Consider the following 24,066-nt stretch of genomic DNA (forward strand, 5'->3'; position numbering starts at 1 on the left):
AGCGGGCATGAGCCTTGAACAGACGCATCAGGAGGGTGCTGCTGAATTTCACGGAAAAGGTCTCGCAGAGCTGACAGCGCAAAGTAGCCCATGCCAGGCCACGATTTCAACCGGACTATACCAGAGCATCGCTTGCCCGCTACAGCCAAGCCGGGGCGCCCTATGCCGGCAGCGAAGCGATAGCGGCGGGTAGCGCGGATGCCGGAACTGGCCGAGCGTAGAAAAAACCCTGCGCCTGCCGGCAGCCAAGTCGAAGCAGCTCCGCAGCAGTGGTCTCGTCCTCGACCCCCTCTGCCAGCGTGTTCAGCCCGAGCGACTCGGCCATGTGGATGATAGCGGCGACGATGGCATGGCCGTCTTCGTTAGGTAGATCGCTGACAAAGGAGCGATCGATCTTCAAGGTGTCCACCGACAACCGCCGAAGATACGCCAGACATGAATACCCGGTGCCGAAATCATCGATAGACAGCGTAACTCCCAGAGCCTTCAGACTTGCCAGCGCAATCATCACCTGCTCAGTGTTGTCGACGAGGCTGGACTCGGTCAGCTCAAGCTCCAGCGCCGAAGCCGGCAGACCGGTCTGCGCCAAGGCAGCGGCTACAGTCTGTTCCAGCGAGCCCTGGTGCAGTTGTATCGCCGCGACGTTCACAGCGACACGCGGGATGTCCAGCTTTTCAGCCTGCCACCGCGCGGCCTGTCGGCACGCCTCGAGGATTATCCATTCTCCGATGTCGACGATCAGGCCGCTCTGTTCCGCTGCAGGAATGAACTGCCCGGGCGCGACCAACCCCCACTGCGGATGCTGCCAGCGCAACAAGGCTTCAGCGCCCACTACCCTGCCACTGGCGAGGTCCAGCTGCAGCTGGTACTCCAGAAAAAACTCCTCTCGCTCGATAGCAAGCCGCAGGCCGTTGATCAGGTACAGCCGCCCACGCATCTCAGTATCCAGGGCAGCGTTGTAATAGCACCAGGTCCGACGCCCGGCTTCCTTGGCTTTGTACATAGCCATTTCTGCGTTGCGCAGGAGGCAGGAAAAGTCCATGCCATCGCTCGGGCCGACCGCGACGCCAATGGAAATCGACACCACGATCTGCTGGCGCTCAACCATGAAGGGTTCGGCCAATTCGTCGAGGACAAGCTGGATCACAGCCGACGCACCCTCGGCATTCTTCAGGTCCGCCAATAACACGACGAACTCGTCGCCGCTGGCACGTGCCAGCATGGCGCTGTCTGGCAATGCCTGCTGCAGCCTTACTGCGGTTGTGCATAGCAGCTGGTCACCGAAGCTGCGCCCGAACGAGTCATTGACCATCTTGAAATGATCAAGATCGACATACAGCACCGCAACTGCTCCCTTGAGTTTCAGGGCGCTGGCCATCGCCTGACGGGTCCGGTCCTCCAGCTGGGACAAGTTGGGCAGCCCCGTCAGGCTGTCGAAGTGGGCCATATAGTCAATGCGCTGTTGCGCAGCGATCCGCTCGCTCATTTCGATCGCCAACCGCTCATACGGAGCCCGCACACTCGAAACGAACACCACCTGATAGATGAAGCCGTAGGAGACAATCTTGTACAGATGCCCGAGCAAGCTGTAGAAGCTGTTCACGCTGGAGTAGGCGGTAAAGCACAGTTCGGCGAGTATCGAGACCAGTGTCGCGGCCAGCATTCCATCAAAATAGCCACCGTCTTCAACCTCGCGAGCCCGCCAGAACACCCATGCCGCCAGCGCGAAGAGGCTGATGATCAACCATTCCATCTGGACCTTGAAGCGGGTCAGCCCCTCCCCTTCGACAAAGGTTCGCGGCCACAGCTGCGGCTGAAACAGCTGCAGATAAACAACCAGGGCGACCAAGCCCAGCGACGATGCCAACAGCAGGTGCCGCGGCAGTGGAATGCTTCGGTGGCACAGGCGGCACGCCACGGCGAGCAGGGTGAAGGCGAGCAGGACGCGGGAAACCAGCCAGAAGGCGATCGCCTTTTCCGCCGAAGCGGGTGTCACCCAAACGGGCATACCCCGGTAGGACAGCATATGCGCCAGATCCAACAGCGCGATGGCCAGGAACGCACAGGCGAGCAACGGATTCGATCGATGCACTGGCTGCTGGCTGTGCCAGGCCACCGCGAACACCAACGCGGCAACAACGATCGAGAAGGTTTCGACAGCGATGTGCAGCGGTAACGGAAACCACACCGGGCTGCCGTTGAGATCCGCCAGACTCGATAACAGCCAGACCAACATCAGCAGCGCAGCGAGGGCAATCACCAGCGATGACGCCAACGGCCAGGACTGACGAACGGAGGATGAGCGGGGACTCGGCAGTAGCGACATGGGTGGCTCGAATTGGCTGGGGTTGGATCGCCGAGCGATCCTGCTCGGCTTCCACGACTATATGGCTAGCCCATAGCCATTACCATACGGCTAATAAGGACTTTAGTCGCAGTCGCCGAATGAACCCCTGAGCCGCGCCGAAGTCAGTCGCTCCCGTGCTCCGCCAAGGCCACCGCGCGGAACATCGCGCGGCGTTTATTCAGTGTTTCTTCCCATTCCAGCGCCGGTTGCGAGTCGGCGACGATGCCGGCACCGGCCTGCACGTGCAGTTCGCCGTCCTTGATCACTGCGGTACGGATAGCAATAGCGGTATCCATGTTGCCGTTCCAGCCCAGATAGCCGACTGCACCGCCATACACGCCGCGTTTTACCGGTTCGAGTTCGTCGATGATCTCCATGGCGCGGACCTTCGGTGCACCAGACAGGGTGCCGGCCGGCAGGATCGCGCGCAGCGCATCCATGGCCGTCAGTGGTGCCTTGAGCTGGCCGGTGACGTTGGAGACGATATGCATCACGTTGGAATAGCGCTCGATGACCATCTTTTCGGTAAGCCGCACCGAACCATTCTCGGCCACGCGGCCGACGTCGTTGCGGCCCAGGTCGATCAGCATCAAGTGTTCGGCCAGTTCCTTGGCGTCGCTGAGCAGATCCTGTTCCAGAGCCAGATCGGCTTCCTCGTTGACGCCCCGCGGGCGGGTGCCAGCGATAGGCCGGACCGTCACCAGACCTTCCTCCACCCGCACCAGCACTTCCGGCGACGAGCCCACCACGTGGAAATCGCCGAAATTGAAGAAGTACATATAAGGCGTCGGGTTGAAGCAGCGCAGCGCGCGGTACAGATCGATCGGCGCGGCCTTGAAGGGAATCGACATGCGCTGGGAGATCACCACCTGCATGCAGTCGCCGGCGAGGATGTAGTCCTTGATGCGGTTGACCGCCTGCTCGTAGTCCTCGCGGCTGAAGCTGGAGCGGAAGGTCGGCTCGGTGCCGCCGCCATTCTCGAAGTCCAGGCCCAGGCGCGGCGTGATCGACTGGCGCAGTTTTTCGCGCAGCGCCTGAAGTTTCGCCTGCCCCGCCTCATAGGCGTCCGGCTGCGACGGATCGGCTAGCACGATGCAGTGCAGCTTGCCGGCGAGGTTGTCGAAGACCACCACGGCGTCGGAGACCATCAGCAGGATATCCGGCGTGCCCAACGGATCGGGATTGGGACAGGTCGCCAGCTTGCGTTCGACATAGCGCACGCTGTCGTAACCGAAGTATCCGACCAGCCCGCCATTGAAACGCGGCAAGCCTTCGACCGGCGCCACACGATAGCGCTGCTGAAAGGCTTCGACGAAGGCCAACGGATCCTCGACATCGGACTGTTCGGTCTCGATGCCATCGGTGGTCACGCTAACGTTGTGATCATGCACCCTGAGCACGGTGCGGCACGGCAGGCCGATAATCGAATAGCGCCCCCACTTCTCGCCGCCCTGTACGGACTCGAGTAGGTAGGAGTTAGGCGCGTCGGCCAGCTTGAGATAGAGCGTCAGCGGCGTGTCGAAGTCAGCAAGGGTTTCGAACGACAGAGGGATGCGGTTGTGGCCTTCGGCGGCCAAACGCAGGAATTCTTCGCGGGTCATGTCAGCCTCGTGGTCGGAGGGGAACTACATAAGGTCGAGTTGTGCAAACGTACCGGGCGAAGCCGGCAGGAAATGTCAGGCGCGCCAGCGCCAACGGGCCAGGGCCTTGATGACATTCATCCATTGTTTGCGGGTGACCACCACGATCTGATCTCGTCTGCGGGATGTGCGGAACAGAGGCCACACTAGCTCAGCCCCGAAACCGAAGCAACCAGCTCGCGCAGGTTATCGAGCACCAGTGTCGGCGCCTCGTTGGCGATGGGTTCGCCGTGGTTGTAGCCATAAGTCAGCGCTACACAGGGAACGGCCGCCGCTTTCGCCGCGCGCACATCGTTGCGTGAGTCGCCGACGAACAGTGATGCATCGGGCTCGACGCCGGCCTGGCTCATGACCCACAACAGCGCTGCGGGATCGGGCTTCTGCTGCGGCAAGGTATCGCCCCCGACCAGCCACTGGAAGTAACCCGCGAGCCCCTTCTCCTCCAGCAGCGGCTCGATGAACTGCGCCGGTTTGTTGGTGATGATCGAGAGTTTCACGTCATGCTCGCGCAGCCAGTCCAGGCATTCCCGAACGCCCGGATACACCGTGGTCAGTTCGTGGCCGCCGGAATAAGCCTGCATGAACAGCGCCAGCGCCTCGTCGGCTAATTCATCGGCAACGCCGTCATGCTGCAACTTACCGGCCAGTGCCCGACGTACCAGTACCTTCGAACCGTTGCCGACCCAGTCGCGTACTCGCGCCATGCCGGCAGGTTCACGGCCCAGCAGCATCAGCATCTTGTCCACCGCAGCGGCCAGGTCCGGAACCGAATCCATCAGGGTGCCGTCCAGGTCGAACATCACCAGCCGCGGCAACTTGCCGTCGAAGAGCTGCTCCAGGCGAGTCATGAGCGGGCCAGCGCCAGTTCGGCGCGCATCTGGTCGATCACGGCCTTGTAGTCCGGCTGGTTGAAAATGGCCGAGCCAGCGACGAAGGTATCGGCCCCGGCTGCAGCGATCTCACGGATGTTCTTGGGGTTCACCCCGCCGTCGATCTCCAGGCGAATTTCACGCCCGCTGGCATCGATCAACGCGCGCGCCTCGCGCAGCTTATCCAGGGTGTTGGGGATGAACTTCTGGCCGCCAAATCCAGGGTTGACGCTCATCAACAGGACCATGTCGACCTTGTCCATCACGTACTTGAGCACATCCAGCGGGGTGGCCGGATTGAACACCAGACCGGCCTTGGCACCGCCATCCTTTATCAGCTGAAGCGATCGATCGATGTGATCCGAAGCTTCCGGGTGAAAGGTGATGTAGCTGGCGCCGGCTTCGAGGAAGTCGCCGATCATGCGGTCCACCGGACGGACCATCAGATGTACATCAATTGGCGCGGTGACGCCGTGCTTGCGCAGGGCGGAGCAAACCATCGGGCCGATGGTCAGGTTGGGCACGTAATGGTTGTCCATCACATCGAAATGGACGATGTCGGCGCCGGCGGCGAGGACGTTGTCCACTTCTTCACCCAGACGGGCGAAATTGGCGGAAAGAATGGAGGGAGCGATGGCGAACGGCTGCATGACGACCTCGGGTAGCACGGCGGAATGCGGCGCATTGTAACCGAGGGTCGGGGTTGCGGCGCGCCTGACATCCGTTGCGGATGCCGACGCGCCTCGGGTGGATCAGGTCAGCTCGTCGAAGCACTCGGCGATGATCGCCAGACCACGTTCGAGCAGCTCGTCCTCTGCAGTCAGCGGCACCAGCACACGTAGCACGTTGTAGTAGGTGCCGCAGGACAGCAGGATCAGGCCCTTGTCGCGTGCCTTGGCGACAATCTGCGAGGTCAGCGCCGCTGCCGGACGCGCATGGTCGCCGTCCTCGAACAGCTCGATGGCGATCATCGCGCCGAGCCCACGAACCTCACCGATTTCCTTGTGCCGCGCCTGGATCGCCTTGAGCCCGGTGGTGAGTTTTTCTGCCACCACCTTGCAGCGGTCGAGCAGCTTCTCTTCCTCGAAGATTTCCATGACAGCCAGCGCCGCCGCGCAGGACAACGGGTTGCCCGCGTAGGTGCCGCCCAGTCCGCCAGGCGCGATGGCGTCCATGATCTCAGCCTTGCCGCAGACGCCGGCAATCGGAAAGCCGCCGCCGACCGATTTGGCGAAGGTGGTCAGATCAGCGACCACGCCCATCTGCTCCATGGCGAAGAACGTCCCGGTTCGTCCGGCGCCGGTCTGCACTTCATCGGCGATCAGCAGGATGCCGTGCTCGTCGCATAGCGCGCGCAGGCGGACCATGAACTCTTTGGGTGCGACGTTGAAGCCGCCCTCGCCCTGCACCGGTTCAATGATGATCGCGGCGATATCGCGCGGCTCGGCGTCGTTCTTGAAGATGCGTTCGATACTGGCGATCGACTCATCAACGCTGACGCCATGGATTGCGCAGGGATACTGCGCGCGGAAGATGCCGCCCGGCATCAGGCCCATTCCAGCGGAGTACGGCGCGACCTTGCCGGTCAGCCCCAGGGTCATCATGGTGCGGCCGTGATAAGCACCAGTGAACGCGATCACTCCGGCACGTCCGGTGGCAGCGCGGGCGATCTTCACGGCGTTTTCCACCGCCTCGGAGCCGGTAGTGACCAGCAACGTCTTCTTGGCGAAATCGCCTGGCACCCGCGCGTTGATCTTCTCGCACAGTTCGACGTAGGGCTCGTAAGCCAGCACCTGGAAGCAGGTGTGGGTCAGCTTGTGCAGCTGCGCTTCCACCGCTTTGATGATTTTCGGGTGCAGGTGGCCAGTATTCAGCACAGCAATGCCGCCGGCGAAATCAATGAACTCGCGACCTTCGACGTCGACCACGCTGCTGTTCTTAGCGTGATCGGCAAAGATCGGATGGATCTGGCCGACCCCACGGGGAACGGCGGCGACACGGCGTTTCATTAGGGATTCGTTGGTCTTGCTCATAAGCTCCTCAGTAGCCGCTCATCGTCGGCTCGGGTCGGAATGAACACCTGGAAGCGGGTCCGGCAGCATACGATGATCGACTGCCGGGCCATCCGGGCGTTCGGATAACAGTAATAGCATGTGCAATATTTTGCACGACGCAATTGCTGGCCGGCTCAAAGGCCGCCCAGACACAGATATTTGATCTCCACGTACTCGTCCAGACCGTAGCGCGAGCCCTCGCGCCCGAGCCCGGAGGCCTTCATGCCGCCGAACGGGGCCACCTCGGTGGAGATTACCCCGGTGTTGATACCGACCATGCCGTACTCCAGCGCTTCGGCCACGCGAAACACCCTTCCCAGGTCGCGTGCATAAAAATAGGCAGCGAGGCCGAACTCGGTGTCGTTGGCCTGGTGGATCACAGCTGCCTCGTCGCTGAAGCGGAACAGTGGCGCCAGCGGGCCGAAGGTTTCCTCGCGCGCCACGGCCATCTCGGCGGTGACGTCGCCGAGCAGGGTCGGCTCGAAGAAGGTGCCACCCAGTGCGTGCGGCTTGCCGCCGGTCAGCAGTGTGGCGCCTTTGTCCAGCGCGTCCTGCAAATGGCGCTGGACCTTGGCCACTGCGGCGGCGTCGATCAGCGGGCCGGTGGTGACGCCCTCCTCTGCACCGTTGCCAACCTTAAGCCGCGCCACTGCGGCAGCAAGCTTGTCAGCGAAGGCGTCGTAGACACCGTCCTGCACGTAGATGCGATTGGCGCAGACGCACGTCTGCCCGGCGTTGCGATACTTGGAGATCATCGCGCCCTCGACCGCCGCATCCAGGTCGGCGTCGTCGAAGACGATAAAGGGCGCATTGCCGCCCAGCTCAAGCGAGAGCTTCTTCAGGGTCGGCGCGCACTGCTGCATCAGCTTGATGCCCACCGCCGTCGAGCCGGTAAACGAGAGTTTGCGCACGATAGGGCTTTCGCAGAGTTCGGCCCCCACTTCACGAGACATGCCGGCGTCGGCGGTGACCACGCTGAACAACCCAGCCGGGATACCCGCGCGTTCGGCAAGCACGGCCAGCGCCAGCGCGGAGAACGGCGTCTGCGGCGCCGGCTTGAGCACCATGGCGCAGCCGGCGGCGAGCGCCGGACCGACCTTGCGGGTGATCATGGCGCTGGGGAAATTCCACGGCGTAATGGCGGCAGTCACGCCCACCGGCTCCTTCTGCACCAGAATGCGCTTGTCGCTGGCGTGCGCCGGGATCACATCGCCGTACAGGCGCTTGCCCTCCTCGGCGAACCATTCGAGAAAGGATGCGGCGTAGGCCACTTCGCCACGGGCCTCGGCCAGCGGTTTGCCCTGTTCGGCCGTCATGATGCGCGCCAGGTCTTCCTGGTTTTCCAGCATCAGCCCGTACCAACGACGCAGACGCGCGGCGCGCTCCTTGGCGGTGAGCGCCCGCCAGGCCGGTTGTGCCGCCTGTGCGGCCTCGATGGCGCGACGGGTTTCGGCGCGCCCCATGTTGGGCACCTCGCCGATGAGTTCGCCGGTGGCTGGGTTGAAGATAGCGGTCCGGCCGCCCTCGTCGGCATCGCACCACACGCCGTCTAGGTAGGCCTGCTGGCGAAGCAGGCCGGGGTGATCGAGTTGCAGGGTCATGGAAGCGTCCGAATCAGGCGGGTTGTTGGGTACGCATCTTCTCGGAGCGGCCGCGCAGCCACTCCAGGGTCAGCAGCAGCGCGATCGAGAAGCCAATCAGCAAGGTGGCCGCGGCGGCGATGGTCGGGCTGAGGTTTTCACGAATGCCGCTGAACATCTGCCGCGGCAAGGTGATCTGCTCGGGGCCGGCGAGGAACAGCGTCACCACCACTTCGTCGAAGGAAGTGGCGAAAGCGAACAGCGCACCACTGATCACTCCCGGCGCGATCAGCGGCAGCGTCACGCGAAAGAAGGCGGTCAGTGGCGAGGCGCCCAGGCTGGCCGCGGCGCGCACCAGGTTGTGGTTGAAGCCCTGCAGCGTGGCCGACACCGTGATGATCACGAACGGCACGCCCAGTACTGCATGCACCAGAATCAGCGACAAGTAGCTATTGCCCATACCCAGCGGGGCGAAGAACAGGTAGCTGGCCACACCGACGATTACAACCGGCACCACCATCGGCGATATCAGCAAGGTCATCACCAACGCCTTGCCGCGGAATTCGCCGCGGGTCAGGCCGATCGCCGCCAATGTGCCGAAAACCATCGCGAGCGCCGTGGCGGCCGGCGCGATGAGCATCGAGTTCTTCAGTGAACGCATCCAGTCCGCCGAGCTGAACAAGGCCTCGTACCAGCGCATGGAGAATCCCTGCAGCGGATAGGCCAGAAACGAGCCTGAGTTGAAGGACAGCGGCACGATGACCAGCACCGGCACGATCAGAAACAGCAGCACCAGCCCACAGAGGATGCGCAGCGTGTAGAACCAGACCCGCTCGATGGGCGACATGTAGGGGCTCAGCATGGAACGGTCTCCTGCCCAAATGAACGAATGGTTTGCTGTGATCGCTGGGTATGCGCCGTCATGCTCAACCCAGCCTCAGTCGGCTGGCGCCGACCAGCCAGCTGTAGACGACGTACAACAGCATGGTCGCCAGCAAGAGCAGGCCGCCCAGCGCCGTCGCCATGCCCCAGTTGATGGTCGTGTTGGTGTAGAAGGCGACGAAGTAGCTGACCATCTGGTCGTTGGGGCTGCCGAGCAGCGCCGGCGTGATGTAGTAGCCAATGGAGATGATGAACACCAGCAGACACCCAGCACCCACGCCGGCCAGCGTCTGCGGGAAATACACCCGGCAGAAGCTGGCGAAGGGATGACAGCCCAGCGAGATCGCCGCACGCATGTAACTCGGCGAGATGTTCTTCATCACGCTGTAGATCGGCAGGATCATGAACGGCAGCAGGATATGCACCATGGCGATGTACACGCCGGCGCGGTTGAATACCAATTGCAGCGGCTCGTCGATCAGGCCCATCTTCAACAGCGCACCGTTGATCAGGCCGCTCGACTGCAGCAGCACGATCCAGGCGGCGACGCGCACCAGGATGGAGGTCCAGAACGGCAGCAGCACCATGATCATCAGCAGGTTGCTCTTGCGCGCTGGCAGATTTGCCAGCAGATACGCGAGCGGATAGGCAAGCACCAGGCAGATCGCCGTGATCACCAGGCCCATCCAGAAGGTGCGGGCGAAGATGTCCAGGTACACCGCCTGATCAGGCGAGACCGGTGCCAGCTCGCCCATGTCGTCGATGCGGTGATCGACGGCAGCCAGCAGATAGTAGGGTGCGAGCGCACTGTCGTTACGACGGATGACCTGCCAATAGGCAGGGTCGCCCCAGCGCTCATCGAAAGTCTCGAGCGCTTCCTTATAGGACGTTGGCAATTCCTTGAATGGGAGCGCGCGGGCCGTCTTGGTCATCAGGCTGCGGAAACCGGCCTGCTCCATATTCAAGCGTTTGGACAGATCGCCCAGCGACTGATTCTGCCTCGCCTCGAGCAGGTCTTCGCTGAGGGCCCGGTATACCGATTCCTCCGGTAGACCGCGGCCATCCCAGGCCGCAATTGCCTCGACCGTGCGCGGCAGACTTCCCACCACCTCCGGGTTGTCGACGCTGCGCCAGAGCAACGAGGCGATTGGCAGCACGAAGGTCAACAGCAAGAACACCAGCAACGGCAGGATCAGCGCCTTGGATTTCAACCTGTTCATGCGCTCGGCACGCGCCAGCCGACGCTTCAGGTTGGGCTCGGCGATATCGGGAACAGGCAAGGAGATGGCAGTCGCCATGGCGAACTCCGCAAAGTTTCAGTTTCCGGCGGCGCATGGCCCGCCTCAGGGCCGGCCATGCGAGGGGTGCCAGGCTTGCTTAGCGCGCAGCCCAGGCGTTGAAGCGCTGTTCCAGTTGCTCGCCATAGTCGGCCCAGAAGGTGACGTTCATAGCCACTTGGTTGGCGATGTTCTCGGGGGTCGTGGGCATGTTCTTCACCAGCTTGGGATCGAGCAGTTCGACCGCTTTCTTGTTCGCCGGCCCGTAGGCGATGTTTTCTGAGAAGGCTTTCTGCTGCTGCGGTTGCAAGGTAAAGCTGACGAATTCGAGCGCCGCCTTCTGATCCTTCGCACCTTTGGGCATCGCCCAGGAATCGAAGTCATAGATGCCACCGTCCCAAACCACCTGCAGATTGCTCTCGTCCTGCACCGCGGCGATGCGACCGTTGTAGGCGCTGCTCATGACCACGTCACCGGAGGCCAGAAACTGCGGTGGCTGCGCGCCGGCTTCCCACCATTGAATGCTGGGTTTGATCTGGTCGAGCTTCTTGAAGGCCCGGTCCTGGCCTTCTTTGGTCGCCAGGACTGTGTACACGTCTTTCGGCGCAACCCCATCAGCCATCAAGGCGAATTCAAGGGTGTACTTGGCCCCCTTGCGCAGGCCGCGCTTGCCGGGAAATTTCTCGGTATCCCAAAAATCCGCCCAGCCGGTCGGCGCGCTGGCAAGCTTGTCGGCGTTGTAGGCCAGCACCGTGGACCAGACGAAGAAGCCGACACCGCAAGGCTGTATGGCACCCTCGATGAAGTCATCCGGATTACCCGCCACCGACGGATCGATTTCCTCGAACAGCCCTTCGTCGCAGCCGCGCGACAGCTCCGGTGATTCGACTTCCACGAGGTGCCAGGACACGCTGTTGGTATCGACCATGGCCTTCACCTTGGCCATCTCGCCGTTGTACTCGCCGGCGATGATCTTGTGGCCGGTCTTGGCCTCGAACGGCTCGTTGAAGGCTTTAATCTGGGCCTGCTTGTTGGCCCCGCCGAAGGTGACGGCCGTGAGGTTTTCCGCCGTGGCCTGGGCAGCGCATACCAGTCCGATGCTAAGCGCGGTCAGTTTCAGAGAGTTCAGCATTGTTATTCGCTCCATGATGCGGTTGAAGACAGCTTTCTTGCTTGCTCGCCCCTGCTTATGCCGCTTGCAGCGGATCCAGCGCACGGACGTGTTCCACTTGCCAGCCGATCGGCACGACATCACCAACCGCCAGGGCGGGATCGAACTCGGCGATTGGTTGCTTGACGAAGAAATCGCTGATGCCACAGACCTCGAGGCGGATGCGGATGTGATCGCCCAGATAGACGAATTCGGCCACCCGCCCGGTGAAGCGATTCGGGCAATTGGCGCTGGCGCCGTTGAGGCGGACCCGTTCCGGGCGGATCGACAGATTGACCGGTGTACCCGGCGCACCGACCTTCACCGCAAGGGCCTCGACCCGTTCGCCGCGGCCTAATTCAACGGTGCAGTTGTCGCCATTGCGACTGACCAGCCGTGCCGGCAGCCGGTTGTTCTCGCCGAGAAAGTTGGCGACGAAGGTGTTTGCCGGCCGCTCGTAGAGCGCCCGCGGCTCATCGATCTGCTGAATTTCGCCCTGATGGAATACCGCAACCCGATCTGACATGGTCAGCGCCTCGCCCTGATCATGGGTGACATAGACCACGGTCACGCCCAGGCTTTGGTGCAGGTGCTTGATCTCCATCTGCATCTGCTCGCGCAACTGCTTATCAAGCGCCCCCAGGGGTTCATCCATCAACACCAGCTGCGGCTCGAACACCAGGGCACGGGCCAGGGCCACGCGCTGCTGCTGGCCGCCGGAGAGCTGAGCCGGGTAGCGATTGCGGAAGCCCTCTAGCTGCACCATCGACAGGGCGCGTTTGACTCGCTCCTTGATGTCGAGCTTGGCCATGCCCCGCACGCTTAGCGGGAACGCCAGGTTCTCGGAAACCGTCATGTGCGGAAACAGCGCATAGTTCTGGAATACCATGCCCATGTCGCGCTTGTGCGGCGGCAGCTTGTTGATCGAACGGCCGCCGAGCAGGATTTCACCTGCAGTCGGCGTCTCGAAGCCGGCCAGCATCATCAGGCTGGTGGTCTTGCCGGAGCCGGACGGGCCCAGCAGCGTGAGGAATTCACCCTTGCGGATGTCCAGGTTGAGGTCTTTGACGATCAGCGCTTCGCCGTCGTAACTCTTCTGGATGCCACGAAAGCTGACCAGTACTTCGTTCGCTTGAGAATCGAGCATGCCGCACCTGTGTTCCGTTGTTCCATGACCACAGGTTAGGAGCCTGCGCAGTCCGCGAACATCGGCGCAGCGGAGTGATTGAACTCAGTCAAACGGAGAGACCGGTGTAGGGATTGCCCTACAACAGCTGTTGCCCCAGCGGCCTGACCAAGCAGCTGTCAAAGGGTGAAGGCCGCTGGGTTGAGGCGTGCAGGGCGACCGTGGAGCGAGCTCAGACCAGCTTGTGCTCCATGGCATAGCGGACCAGATCGGCCACTGAGTGCGCGACGAGCTTCTGCATCAGGCGCGCCTTGTGCGTGCTGATGGTCTTGCTACTGAGCGCCAGCTTGGCGGCGATGTCGTTGACCGAGTCACCATGCACCAGGCGCTCGAAAACCGAGTACTCACGCTCGGACAGCAGCGCATGGGGTGGCCGGGAATCAGTGAGCCCGACTTCGAAGACCATTCGATCCGCCAGCTCCGGATCGATATAACGGCCGCCGGCGGCGACCTTGCGCACCGCGGTCAGCAATAGCGCCGGGTCGCTGTCCTTGGTGGCATATCCGGCAGCGCCGATTTTCAGCGCACGCGCCGCCATCTGTGCCTCGTCATGCATCGACAGGACCAGGATCGCTGGCGGCTGGCTCAATGCACGGATCCGTGGAATGGCTTCCAGTCCGTTGATGCCCGGCATGGAGATGTCCAGCAGCACCACATCGCAAGGCGTCAGCCGCAACTGGTCGAGCAGCTGCTGACCGTTACCCGCCTCACCGATCACCTGCATGTCCTTGGCCAATCCGATCAGCTGCTTGATGCCCTCGCGAACAATGGTGTGATCCTCGGCGACGATTACCCTAATCATGGCGCTAGCTCTCCAATGTACTGATCAGAACCGCAGGCGCGGCTGGGACATCCAGGGGCACCGAGACGTGAATCAAGGTCCCCTCGCCCGGCTGGCTTTCCAGCAGCAACGTGCCGCCGAGCATCTGCGCTCGCTCGTGCATACCAACCAGGCCGAATGAGGGTCCCTGGCGGCTCTGCTGAACCACGAAACCCTGGCCGTCATCGCTGATGCTCAAGCACAGCATATCCCCTTGCTGCTGCAGGGTGAGGCTCACGGTTTGTGCATTGGCGTGACGCATGACATTGGTCAGGGCTTCCTGAAGGATGCGAAACAAGCCGATGGCCTTGGCATTACCGAGTTGCGGCGGGCATTCCGGCACTTCCACTAGGCAGGCGACGCCAGTGCGCTCCTCAAAGCGCCGCGCCTGCCAGTCGATGGCCGATGCGATGCCGGCGTCCAGAATCGGCGGGCGCAGGGCGGTCGCCACGTCGCGCACCTGCTGGAACAGCTGCGCAATCAACCGCTTCATGCCCTGCAAACGGGCCGCCAGGCCGGGATCGAGCTCGGCGAAGCTGATCTCGCACATGGAGATTTCCAACTTCAGTACCGTCAGCATCTGCCCTAGCTCGTCATGGACCTCGCGGGCGATGTGGGCTTTTTCCTCCTCGCGCACGGTCTCGACGTGCGCCGCCAGCTTGCGCAACTGCGCACGCGAGGCGTCCAGCTCCAGCTCAATCCGCTTGTTGTCAGTGATATCCCAGACGATGCCGTCCCAGACCTGCCGTCCCTCCAGCTGGCCCCGTACCGACGCACGGATATCGGCCCAGCGAATCTCGCCGGAACGAGTCAGAATGCGCCCCTGCCAGTACCAGTCACTCATGCTGTCCAAGGCTTGCTGCTGGCTGCTCCAGTAACCCGGCTCGTCATCGGGGTGAACCAGGCTGCGGATACCGCGTCCGGGCTGCAACAACAGCTCAGCCGAGTAGCCAACCAGGCGCTCGCTGGCCTCGCTGATGTAGGCGATGCTGACCGGCGCACCGGCGTCCTGCCGCTCGAGGCGGAACACCAGTCCGGGGACGTTGCCGGCCATGGCCTTAAGGCGCACCTCGCTTTCCTGCAGCGCGGCACTGGCGCGGCGGCGCTCGGTAATGTCAGCGAGGAACACGACCAGGTATTCCTTACTGCCGAATCGCAGGAAACTCAGGGTGACTGCGGCGGGGAACCGGCTGCCGTCGGCACGCTGCCACTCACATTCGTGGACCCGATGGTCCTCCACACCACTGCGGGCGTCACGCCAGAGCTGCAGCCAGTCGTCCATGCTCATTCCCGGCTCCAACGCTTGCAAGGGCTGGTCGAGAAGACTGTCCGAGGCATACCCGAGCAGTTCGACGGCAGCCTGGTTGGCATATCGAACATGGCTGTCCCAGTTCAACCAGAGAATGCCGACCGTACTGTGATCGAGGCAGAACTGAGTCAGCCGCTGCGCCTCTTCGGCCGCGGCGCGCGCCTCGATGTCTCGCCGCGCCGATTTCAACCGGCTCTCCAGAAGCCCCTGCTGGCGGCGCTGCCAGACCAGCATGGTCACGGTAGCCACCAGCAGCAACGTCAACAGTAGGCTGAGGCTGCGCCAGTAACTGATGCGTCGGGATTGGTCGATGCTGCGCGATTTCAGCCAGTGCTCCTGCAACTGACTGAACTCACCGGCAGGAAAGTTGCGCAACGCCTGATCGATGACCGCGCTCATCACCGGGCTGTCGCGCCGGGAACCGATGCGCAGCAACAATGGATTACCTAGATCGCCTACGACATCCAGCGATGCATATTCGGCCCGCTGCGAGAGCCGGCCGTAAAGCGGCTCATCCACCACTGCGAAGCGCACGCGTGCCTCGAGCAACTGACGAAGTGCCTCGAACTGGCTACCGACTTCCAGCACGGGCTGGCTCGGGTAGTTGCTGCGCATGTAGTCGGCCACCGCGCCGGGCCCTTCCAGGGCGATCACATCATTACTGTCCAGACGCTCTAGATCGATCGCACGGGGGCCGTTTATGTCGCCGATAATCAGCCTTGGCACTCTCAGAAACGGATCGCTATAGCGCCAGATGCGCAGCCCTTCCCGAGTCTGTCGCAGCCCTGGCGCGAGGTCGATCTCGTTGGCGCGCATGGCATCATTCAATGCTGCCTCATCGACGAATCGATGCCATTGCAGGGTGACGCCGAGGCTGGCGGCCAGCCGCTCAATGAACTGCACGTGGAAGCCGGACAGGCGACGCTGGCGCTGGTCATACTCGGCGTAAGGCGGCGCCATCACGACACCCACACGCCACTGCTGGTGTGCCGCCAGCCATTCCTGTTGCGCATCGCTCAGCGGCACGCTCGAGGCCTGTACGGTCATTACGTTCAGCGCAAGCAACAGACAGCAACAACGCAGCAGAAATGACACCATAAGCCTCACGAGATCGGCATTCGTGCCGAAAACGCTTTTGTAGTGCATCTGCACCGCCTGCGCCAGCACCACGGCAGCGCCAGGCCGGCGTCTATCAGGAAAGCCCATGGTTCATGCTCGCGTTTCAACTGGTTTGGCGATCGTCTTGTTCGCCATCGTCACCAGTCCTTTGGTCAACGCCGTTGAGGAGCTTGCCGAACCGGAAGCCACTCCGGCTCCGGTGGCTGTTGATCGCCCGCCGCTGCCCTCTCGCAGCGCGACCATGGCCGCCGACCTGTTGCGCCAGCTGCCGCCCAGCGAGTTCATCAGCCTGACCGCGGACAAGGACGACTTCGTTGCGCTCTGGCGCCCCGCCAATGTCGCTGAACCCAAGGGTGTCATCGTCCTGTTGCCTGGCGAGGGCGAAAGCACCAACTGGCCGCGCGGCATAGGCCCGCTGCGTCGTGGCCTGCCGGACCACGGTTGGCACACCCTGAGCCTGAGCCTTCCGGACTCGCCGGGCTTGCTGTTACCGCCAGCCACTGAGCAAACGCCCGAGCAACCGATCGACGAGCCCGAGCCTGAACAGCCCACCGAAGAGCCGCCGCCAAGCGAAGCTGGATATCTGCCTGAAGAAGCCGCAGCAGTGCCAGACGAACCGGCAGCCGACGACGGCGACGCGCAAGCCCCGGCCGAAACGGCCGCGCCCAAGCCAGAGCAGGCCGAGCAAATCACTGCACGCATCGAGGCGGCCCTGACCTTCGCCCGCAGCAAACAACCTGCAGCGATTGTGCTGCTTGGCCAGGGTACAGGCGGCTATTGGGCGGCCCGCTATCTTCAGCAACGGGCGCCGGCGGATGTCAGGCATCTACTGGTGATCCAGCCGCGCCAACCGGAAGGACAAGACGAGCCGCTTGCGCAGCTGGTGCCGACCCTCAAACTGGCCACCGGGGACTTCTATTACAAGGACTCAGGGAGTGAGCAACGGACAGCTCGCGAGCGACTGAACGCCAGCCGCCGAATCCAGCACCCGGCCTATCGCCAAGTCGGATTACCCCAGCAGACCGGCGATCGCCCCTCCGATCAGGAAGCGCTTGTTCGACGAGTCCGCGGCTGGCTCAAACGAGAAATATAAGCGCCGACCGGCTCTCGCTAACGAAAGCCTCGCCGCTCGCGAATCAGGCCGTAGGCATGGTGCAGTTCGCGGGTCCGCTCGGTTGCCTCGCGCACCTCGATGGCGGTTGCGCCGGCACCGGCCTGCTTGTCCGGGTGGTGCTTGCTGAGCAGGCGCCGATAGGCCCTTTTGATGGCCTGCGGCTCGCTGTCGGCACGGACTCCCAGCAACCGCAATGCCTGCTCGTAGGCCCCACCGGGGTTGCTCGGCGCGCCCTGGCGGCGCCCCCCTTGCTGGTCCAGCGCCGCCACGGCCACCGAATCCCAGCCCATCCACTTGCCCCAGAGTATGATCAACTCATGCTCACGCGCATCGATCTGCCCCTGTGCCCTGGCCATGCGCCAGCAGGCTTGCAGGAGCGCCTTCGCTTCATCCTGCCGCCCCCTTAATCTTTGCAAGGGCTCGCGTAGTCCGTCCCCACTGGATTTGCCACGGTAAAAGGCATCGATCGCCATGCGTTGTTGAGGCGCGGTCAATTGGAGCCGGCGCATCTCACTGCGGGCGGCCTGGATGTGTGCCTCGCTGATACGCCCGCTGCTTTTCGCCAAGCGTCCGAGCAGGAAAAACAGCAAGTCGTTGCCCTGAATCAGCGGTTTGACCCTTGATAGCAGTTGGCGAACACTCGCCCAGGAGTCGAGCCCGAAGCGACGATCCAGCACCTGCCCGATCAGTGCACCCAACAGGGCGCCCGGAATGCTCGCCAGCAGCCACCCTGCAAGTGCGCCTAGAAACGTGATTGGCCAGAACATTCAGCGCTGTGCCTCAAGCGTGCGCTCGACTTCAGCCAGACGCTCATGCGTCCCAACGTCAATCCAGCGCCCGCGATAATGCTCACCGCTCAGCTTGCCAACAGCCATAGCCTGGCGCAGCAGTGGCGCAAGTTTGAACGCACCGGCACTGCACCCGCTAAACAATTGCGGGCTGAGGACGGCGATGCCGCTGTAGGTCAGCGTCGCAGTGTCCCCGTCGCCAATGCAGCCGTCGATCAAGCTGAAATCACCTTTGAGGTTATGCGCTGGATTGTCCACCAGCACCAAATGCGCCAAGCCTTTGAGTGGCCGCTTCAGCGCACCAAAGTCATAGTCGGTCCAGATATCGCCATTGACCACGATAAAAGGCTCCGCCACCAGCAGCGGTAAAGCACGAAGAATCCCCCCGCCGGTCTCCAGTGGCTCGCCCTCGGCTGAGTACTGAATGCGAACGCCCAAACGCCGACCGTCACCGAGGTACGCCTCGATCTGCTCACCCAGCCAGGCGTGATTGATCACTAGCTCATCGATACCGGCCTCGGCCAGCGCCCGGATGTGGTACTCGATCAGCGGCACGCCGCCCGCGCGGACCAGCGGTTTGGGTGTGTGCAAGGTCAGGGGCCGGAGGCGCTCGCCCTTTCCCGCCGCCAAGATCATCGCCCTCATGATGCAGTGGGCTCCTGCGGCAACCCTTGCAGCAGCCGCTTGAGATCGGCCAGTTCAGGGCGGCGCTCCAGCACGGTGTCGAGATAAGCGAAAAAGCGCGGCACGTCGCCCAGGTAGCGTGGCTTGCCGTCACGGTGACAGATTCGCGCAAAGATACCGATGACCTTGAGGTGGCGCTGCAGGCCCATCAGATCGCTGGCGCGATGAAACTCGGCGAAGCTCTCCTGCACCGGTATCCCCCGCGCACGCGCGGAATCCCAGTAACCCTGCAGCCAGCCAAGCACCCGCTCTTCCGGCCAGCTGAGAAAGGCATCCTTGAACAGCGAGGTGATGTCATAGGTGACCGGGCCAATCACAGCGTCCTGAAAATCCAGTACGCCGGGGTTCGGCTCGCTGAGCATCAAGTTGCGTGGCATATAGTCGCGATGCACCAGCACTGTTGGCTGGGCCAGCGCCGAGTCGATCAGCACTCGGCAGGTTTGATCCCACAGCTGCTGCTCATCCGCAGTGAAGCTGTGGCCCAGATGCCGTTGTACATACCATTCAGGGAATAGCTGCAGCTCGCGGCGCAGCAGGGCTTCGTCATAGATAGGCAGCGCTGCTTGGTTGGCGTTGGCCTGGAACGTCAGCAGCGCCGAAATAGCGTCAGCGAAGAGTGCGTCAGCATTATCGCCGTCAATCACGTCCAAGTAGGTCTGCCGACCCAGATCGCTGAGCAGCAAGAAGCCTCGCTCGAGGTCAGCCGCAAGAATTTCGGGCACATGCACGCCAGCCTCGCCCAGTATTGCAGCGATGTTCACGAACGGCTGGCAGTTCTCCTGGGGCGGCGGTGCGTCCATCAGGATAAAGCTGTGCTGCCCTGCCTCCCAACGGAAGTAACGACGAAAGCTGGCGTCACTACTGGCAGCAACCAGCGACACCTCAGGGACTTCGCCCCAGCCGCGACGAGCGAAAAGCGCGTTTAGATGGGGCTCCAGCCAGGCGTTGAGGTCCAGCAGACGTTGATCAGGTTGCGGCATATCAGGGGCTCTCCACGGCGCTAGCCGATAAGCGGGTCATGCTTTATTATCCAGCATCTTTTTCAGCCCATCGAGAGGCGTGCGGCCCAGCCCGGCCGATGGCTCGCCGCAAGCACGGACCAAAAAACAAGATGGCAGTCAAATATCCCGCTTTTCGTAAAAAATTCCCTCTATTGGTAACTGGCGGCTTGCTCGCACTGCAACCTGTAACGGCGCCCATGGTCATCGCAGCCGAACAGTTCGCCTGCCAACCCGGCGCCGACGGGGGTTGGAATTGCGCAGCGGATGCCGCCAGCCCGGCCCTGCCACCGCGTCCGACTCATCGTGGCACGCCTACTGGCGAGACCACTAGTGCTAAGCCCAGCGCCAACAAGGCCGAGCGCCAGGCGGCCACCACCAAACTGGTCACCGAAAGCAAGGGCCGGGCACTGGCCTCGCGCAGCGCCGATTACAGCCATCTGGACTGGGTGCCGCGCGATCAGCTGACCAATGCACAGCTGGCCGAGACAGGTCCGTACTGTGCCGGTACCTATGTTGAACCAAACCGCCCCGGTCAGTTCGACGACACGCCGATGAGCGAGGCACCGACCTACGTATCGGCTAAAGCAACCCGTTACGAGCAACAGCAGGAAATCGCCACGCTGGCCGGCGACGTGGTACTTCGCCAGGGCAGCATCCAGGCCGAAGCCGACGAGGCGAGCCTGTACCAGCTAGAGAACCGCGGCGAGCTGAAAGGCAATGTCCGTCTGCGTGACGGCGGCGCACTGATGGTCGGTGACCGCGCTGAACTGTTCCTCGACACCGGTGAAGCGCAGGTCGAAAACGCCGAATACGTGGTTCACGAAGGTAAGGTCCGCGGCAGTGCACTGTATGCCAAGCGTACCGAGGACGCGATCATCCGCCTCAAGGACGGGACCTATACCCGCTGCGAACCCGGCGATAACGACTGGTATCTGCAAGGCAACAACGTCACCCTTAACCCGGCCACCGGCTTCGGCTCGGCAACCAACGTCACGCTGCGGGTCAAGGGTGTTCCGGTGTTCTATACGCCTTACATCTATTTCCCGATCGATGACCGCCGTCAGTCCGGCTTCCTGGCGCCGAGCATCAGCTCATCCAGCGATACAGGCCTGTCGCTGATCACGCCGTACTATTTCAACCTGGCGCCGAATTTCGACGCCACGCTCTACCCGAATTACATGACCGATCGCGGCTTGCTCATGGAAGGTGAGTTCCGTTACCTGACCCGTCGCAGCGAAGGCCAGTTCGGCGCCGCCTACCTGGATGACAGCAACGACGAGCGCAAGCTGCAGTCCGAGTACGAGGACCAGCGCTGGATGTACAGCTGGCAACACCGTACCGGCCTGGACACGCGCTGGCTGGCGGAAGTCGATTACACCGACATCAGCGACCCCTACTACTTCCAGGATCTGGATACCCAGCTGGGCATCGATCAGCCGGATCACCTAGATCAGCGTGGCACCCTGACTTACCGCGCGCCGTCCTACACGGCTCAGCTGAACGTGCACGCTTACGAGCGTGCAACCATTGCCGACATCACACCCTACGAGCGCCTGCCGCAGCTGACGTTGAACGGCGCATTGCCGTTCCAGCCGGGTGGATTGCGGTTCGCTTATGGCACCGAGTTCGTCAGCTTCCAGCGCAGCCTGCGCAATGGTTACTTCACCGACCAATATGGCAACACCGGCACGCCGGAGCAGCTGTGGTACGACGCCCGTCTTAGCGGTCTGACTCGAGCGGAAGGCGAGCGTCTGCACCTTGAGCCCGGCGTTAGTCTGCCGCTCGATTGGAGCTGGGGCTTCGTCCGGCCATCGCTGAAATACGCTTACACCAAGTACGACCTGACGCTGGACAATACCGGCCGCCGTCAGGTGAGCGACTTTAATGACTCGCCCGACCGCAGCGTACCGATCTTCAGCATCGACAGCGGGCTGTATTTCGACCGCGACACTCAGTGGTTCGGCAAGGATTACCGTCAGACCCTCGAACCACGTATGTTCTACCTGTACGTTCCAGAAGAGGACCAGGACGACATTCCGGTCTTCGACACCGGCGAAAACACCTTCAGCTACTCTTCGCTGTGGCGTGAAAACCGTTTCTCCGGTAGGGACCGCATAGGCGATGCCAACCAGCTCTCGCTAGGCGTGACCAATCGCTGGATCGAGCCGAACGGACTAGAGCGCCAGCGCTTGAGCGTTGGCCAGATCATCTACTTCCGCGACCGCGAAGTGCAGCTGCCGAATCTTGAGGATCGCCCAGGCTCGACATCGGACGTATCGCCATACGCCCTTGAGTATCTCTATCGCTACAACCGCGATTGGCACTTCACCTCGACGTTTAACTGGGACCCGGACGAAGGCCGTACGCAGTCAGGCAGCGCCATGTTCCACTATCAGCCGGCTGACAACCCGCGAAAGATCGTCAATTTCGGCTACCGCTATCGCAACGACACCGTGCGCTTCGACCAGGCCACCGGGCAGTGGACTTATGGTGGCGACTACGGCGTACCGGGCACGCCTGAGTACATCGAGGATTATTACAAGATCAACCAGCACGACATCTCCACTATCTGGCCAATCCTGCCGCAGTGGAGCGTGATCGCACGCTGGCAGCACGACTACAGCCGCAACCGTACACTCGAGGCCTTTGGTGGCTTCGAGTACGACAGCTGCTGCTGGAAGCTGCGTCTGATCAACCGCTACTGGATCGATTACGACGAAACCAGTCTCAACCCATCGCAGAACGATGAGCCGGACAACGGCATCTTCCTGCAAATCGTCCTCAAGGGACTCGGCGGCGTGTTCGGCAGCTCGACCGAGACATTCCTCGACGAAGGCATACAAGGTTACCGTGAACGTGAAGATCAAGCTTTCTGATTATCTGCGCCCCCTGTTGGCGGGCGTCCTATTGCTGGGCAGCGCGACTGCTGCCCTGTCCGCGTCGGCCGAAGTTCGACAGCTCGACCGTATCGTCGCGATCGTGGACAACGACGTGATCATGCAAAGCCAGCTGGACCAACGGACCCGCGAAGTACAGCAGACCATCGAAAAACGCGGCGCGGAAATGCCGCCCGCGGACGTCATGCAACAACAGGTGCTAGAAAGGCTGATCACCGAAAATCTGCAGCTGCAGATCGGTGAACGTTCGGGCATACGTATTTCCGATGAAGAGCTGAACCAGGCGATGAGCACCATCGCCCAGCGCAACAACATGACCCTGGACCAGTTCCGCGCGGCCCTTGAGCGTGACGGCCTGAGCCTCGACACCGCTCGTGAGCAGATTCGCCGCGAAATGGTCATCAGCCGGGTGCGCCAGCGCCGGATTGCAGAGCGTATTCAGGTATCGAACCAAGAGGTGGAGAACTTCCTGGCTTCAGATCTCGGCAAATTGCAGCTGTCAGAAGAATACCGACTGGCCAACATCCTAATCCCGGTGCCAGAGTCCGCCGATTCGGCCACGATCCAGGCGGCTGAAAAAACCGCGATGGATACCTATCAGCAACTTCAGCAAGGCGCCGACTTCGCCAAACTGGCCGTCTCACGCTCAGCCAGTGAAAACGCACTGGAAGGCGGCGATATGGGCTGGCGCAAGGCCGCTCAGCTGCCACCGCCATTCGATACCGAAGTCAGCAGCATGTCGGTCGGCGACGTCACCCGGCCGGTGCGTACCCCGCCGGGCTTCATCCTGCTAAAAGTGCTCGACAAGCGGGGCGGTGATACTCAGGTACGCGACGAGGTCCATGTTCGCCACATTCTGATCAAGCCGAGTCAAATCCGCAGCGAAGAAGAAAGTCAACGTCTGATCCAGCGACTGCGTGACCGCATCCAGGCCGGCGAGAACTTTGCCGAGCTGGCGAAGAACTTCTCCGAAGACCCAGGCTCGGCGCTGAACGGCGGTGACCTCAACTGGATCGACCCAAGCTCGCTGGTTCCGGAGTTCCGTGAAGTCATGGCCAACACGGCCAGTGGACAGCTGTCCGAAGCCTTCAAGACGCCGTATGGCTGGCACATCTTGGAAGTGCTCGGACGCCGCGCCACCGATGCCAGCGAAGAGTTCCGCGAGCAGCAGGCCCTGTCTTTGCTGCGCAACCGTAAGTACGAAGAAGAGCTGCAAAACTGGCTACGCCAGATTCGCGACGAAGCCTACGTCGAGATCAAGCTCTGATTTCGCGTTGAGTTGCCCATAAGCGACGCCTCAGCGGGCCGGCCAATCGGCCGGCCCGCTTCATTTCATCAGCCCAAAGGCC

The 24,066-nt window shown here is 62.2% G+C and carries 18 protein-coding genes; 3 read left to right on the forward strand and 15 right to left on the reverse strand.

Features of this window, described 5'->3' with window-relative positions; all coding sequences use genetic code 11:
* Positions 1-160: 160 nt before the first annotated feature.
* The 12 genes from ACQKIK_RS20150 to ACQKIK_RS20205 all read right to left on the reverse strand — a co-directional run bounded on the left by ACQKIK_RS20150 (position 161) and on the right by ACQKIK_RS20205 (position 16,161).
* Entirely contained in the window at positions 161-2,326 is a 2,166-nt protein-coding gene (locus ACQKIK_RS20150) for a putative bifunctional diguanylate cyclase/phosphodiesterase (RefSeq protein WP_499137256.1), read from the reverse strand.
* A 143-nt stretch (positions 2,327-2,469) separates the two neighbouring features.
* A complete protein-coding gene (trpE, locus tag ACQKIK_RS20155) occupies positions 2,470-3,948 on the reverse strand; it encodes an anthranilate synthase component I (protein WP_499137257.1) in 1,479 nt (492 codons plus the stop codon).
* A 185-nt stretch (positions 3,949-4,133) separates the two neighbouring features.
* The gene (locus ACQKIK_RS20160) at positions 4,134-4,835 is read right to left on the reverse strand and encodes a phosphoglycolate phosphatase (RefSeq protein ID WP_499137258.1); all 702 of its coding nucleotides are present in this window, start codon (positions 4,833-4,835) and stop codon (positions 4,134-4,136) included.
* Positions 4,832-5,506, reverse strand: coding sequence for a ribulose-phosphate 3-epimerase (rpe, locus tag ACQKIK_RS20165; RefSeq protein ID WP_127838354.1), 675 nt, complete (start codon positions 5,504-5,506; stop codon positions 4,832-4,834). The genes ACQKIK_RS20160 and rpe overlap by 4 nt, the downstream gene beginning before the upstream one ends.
* A gap of 102 nt (positions 5,507-5,608) precedes the next feature.
* Positions 5,609-6,889, reverse strand: coding sequence for a 4-aminobutyrate--2-oxoglutarate transaminase (gene gabT / locus ACQKIK_RS20170; protein ID WP_046162865.1), 1,281 nt, complete (start codon positions 6,887-6,889; stop codon positions 5,609-5,611).
* Positions 6,890-7,044: 155 nt separating this feature from the next.
* Complete coding sequence (gene gabD, locus ACQKIK_RS20175) at positions 7,045-8,511, reverse strand: NADP-dependent succinate-semialdehyde dehydrogenase (RefSeq protein WP_499137259.1); 1,467 nt, start codon at positions 8,509-8,511, stop codon at positions 7,045-7,047.
* A gap of 13 nt (positions 8,512-8,524) precedes the next feature.
* A complete protein-coding gene (locus tag ACQKIK_RS20180; RefSeq protein ID WP_499137260.1) occupies positions 8,525-9,352 on the reverse strand; it encodes an ABC transporter permease in 828 nt (275 codons plus the stop codon).
* Between the two features lie 64 nt (positions 9,353-9,416).
* Positions 9,417-10,670 carry an ABC transporter permease gene (locus ACQKIK_RS20185; protein WP_499137261.1) on the reverse strand — a complete coding sequence of 418 codons (1,254 nt, stop codon included), beginning with the start codon at positions 10,668-10,670 and terminating at the stop codon, positions 9,417-9,419.
* A 79-nt stretch (positions 10,671-10,749) separates the two neighbouring features.
* Positions 10,750-11,781: an ABC transporter substrate-binding protein gene (locus ACQKIK_RS20190; protein ID WP_499137262.1), complete on the reverse strand. Its 1,032-nt coding sequence runs from the start codon at positions 11,779-11,781 to the stop codon at positions 10,750-10,752.
* A 55-nt stretch (positions 11,782-11,836) separates the two neighbouring features.
* Positions 11,837-12,946 (reverse strand): ABC transporter ATP-binding protein, encoded by a 1,110-nt coding sequence (locus tag ACQKIK_RS20195; protein WP_463287911.1) that lies wholly within the window; start codon positions 12,944-12,946, stop codon positions 11,837-11,839.
* 211 nt (positions 12,947-13,157) lie between these two features.
* Entirely contained in the window at positions 13,158-13,787 is a 630-nt protein-coding gene (locus ACQKIK_RS20200) for a response regulator (RefSeq protein WP_046162870.1), read from the reverse strand.
* 4 nt (positions 13,788-13,791) lie between these two features.
* Complete coding sequence (locus tag ACQKIK_RS20205) at positions 13,792-16,161, reverse strand: PAS domain-containing sensor histidine kinase (RefSeq protein ID WP_499137398.1); 2,370 nt, start codon at positions 16,159-16,161, stop codon at positions 13,792-13,794.
* A gap of 157 nt (positions 16,162-16,318) precedes the next feature.
* On the opposite strand from ACQKIK_RS20205, the gene ACQKIK_RS20210 reads away from it, so the two are divergent.
* On the forward strand, positions 16,319-17,326 hold the full coding sequence (locus ACQKIK_RS20210) for an alpha/beta hydrolase family protein (RefSeq protein ID WP_499137263.1): 1,008 nt from the start codon (positions 16,319-16,321) through the stop codon (positions 17,324-17,326).
* Positions 17,327-17,343: 17 nt separating this feature from the next.
* Here the strand turns inward: ACQKIK_RS20210 and ACQKIK_RS20215 are convergent, their stop codons facing one another.
* From ACQKIK_RS20215 to ACQKIK_RS20225, 3 genes are read right to left on the reverse strand one after another with little or no spacing between them, the layout of a single operon-like run.
* Positions 17,344-18,114, reverse strand: a complete 771-nt coding sequence (locus ACQKIK_RS20215) for a DnaJ domain-containing protein (protein WP_499137264.1) — start codon at positions 18,112-18,114, stop codon at positions 17,344-17,346.
* Entirely contained in the window at positions 18,115-18,780 is a 666-nt protein-coding gene (gene murU / locus ACQKIK_RS20220; RefSeq protein ID WP_499137265.1) for an N-acetylmuramate alpha-1-phosphate uridylyltransferase MurU, read from the reverse strand. It lies immediately after the preceding gene.
* The gene (locus ACQKIK_RS20225) at positions 18,777-19,799 is read right to left on the reverse strand and encodes an aminoglycoside phosphotransferase family protein (RefSeq protein WP_499137266.1); all 1,023 of its coding nucleotides are present in this window, start codon (positions 19,797-19,799) and stop codon (positions 18,777-18,779) included. Before ACQKIK_RS20225 ends, murU begins: the two co-directional genes overlap by 4 nt.
* Positions 19,800-19,930: 131 nt before the next feature.
* Here ACQKIK_RS20225 and ACQKIK_RS20230 point away from each other — a divergent pair, with 131 nt between their 5' ends.
* Both ACQKIK_RS20230 and ACQKIK_RS20235 read left to right on the forward strand, forming a co-directional pair.
* Positions 19,931-22,696, forward strand: coding sequence for an LPS-assembly protein LptD (locus tag ACQKIK_RS20230; protein WP_499137267.1), 2,766 nt, complete (start codon positions 19,931-19,933; stop codon positions 22,694-22,696).
* A complete protein-coding gene (locus ACQKIK_RS20235; RefSeq protein WP_499137268.1) occupies positions 22,677-23,984 on the forward strand; it encodes a peptidylprolyl isomerase in 1,308 nt (435 codons plus the stop codon). The genes ACQKIK_RS20230 and ACQKIK_RS20235 overlap by 20 nt, the downstream gene beginning before the upstream one ends.
* Positions 23,985-24,066 lie beyond the last annotated feature (82 nt).

Source organism: Pseudomonas sp. NPDC047961 (genome assembly GCF_050272435.1).
Taxonomy (GTDB): domain Bacteria; phylum Pseudomonadota; class Gammaproteobacteria; order Pseudomonadales; family Pseudomonadaceae; genus Stutzerimonas.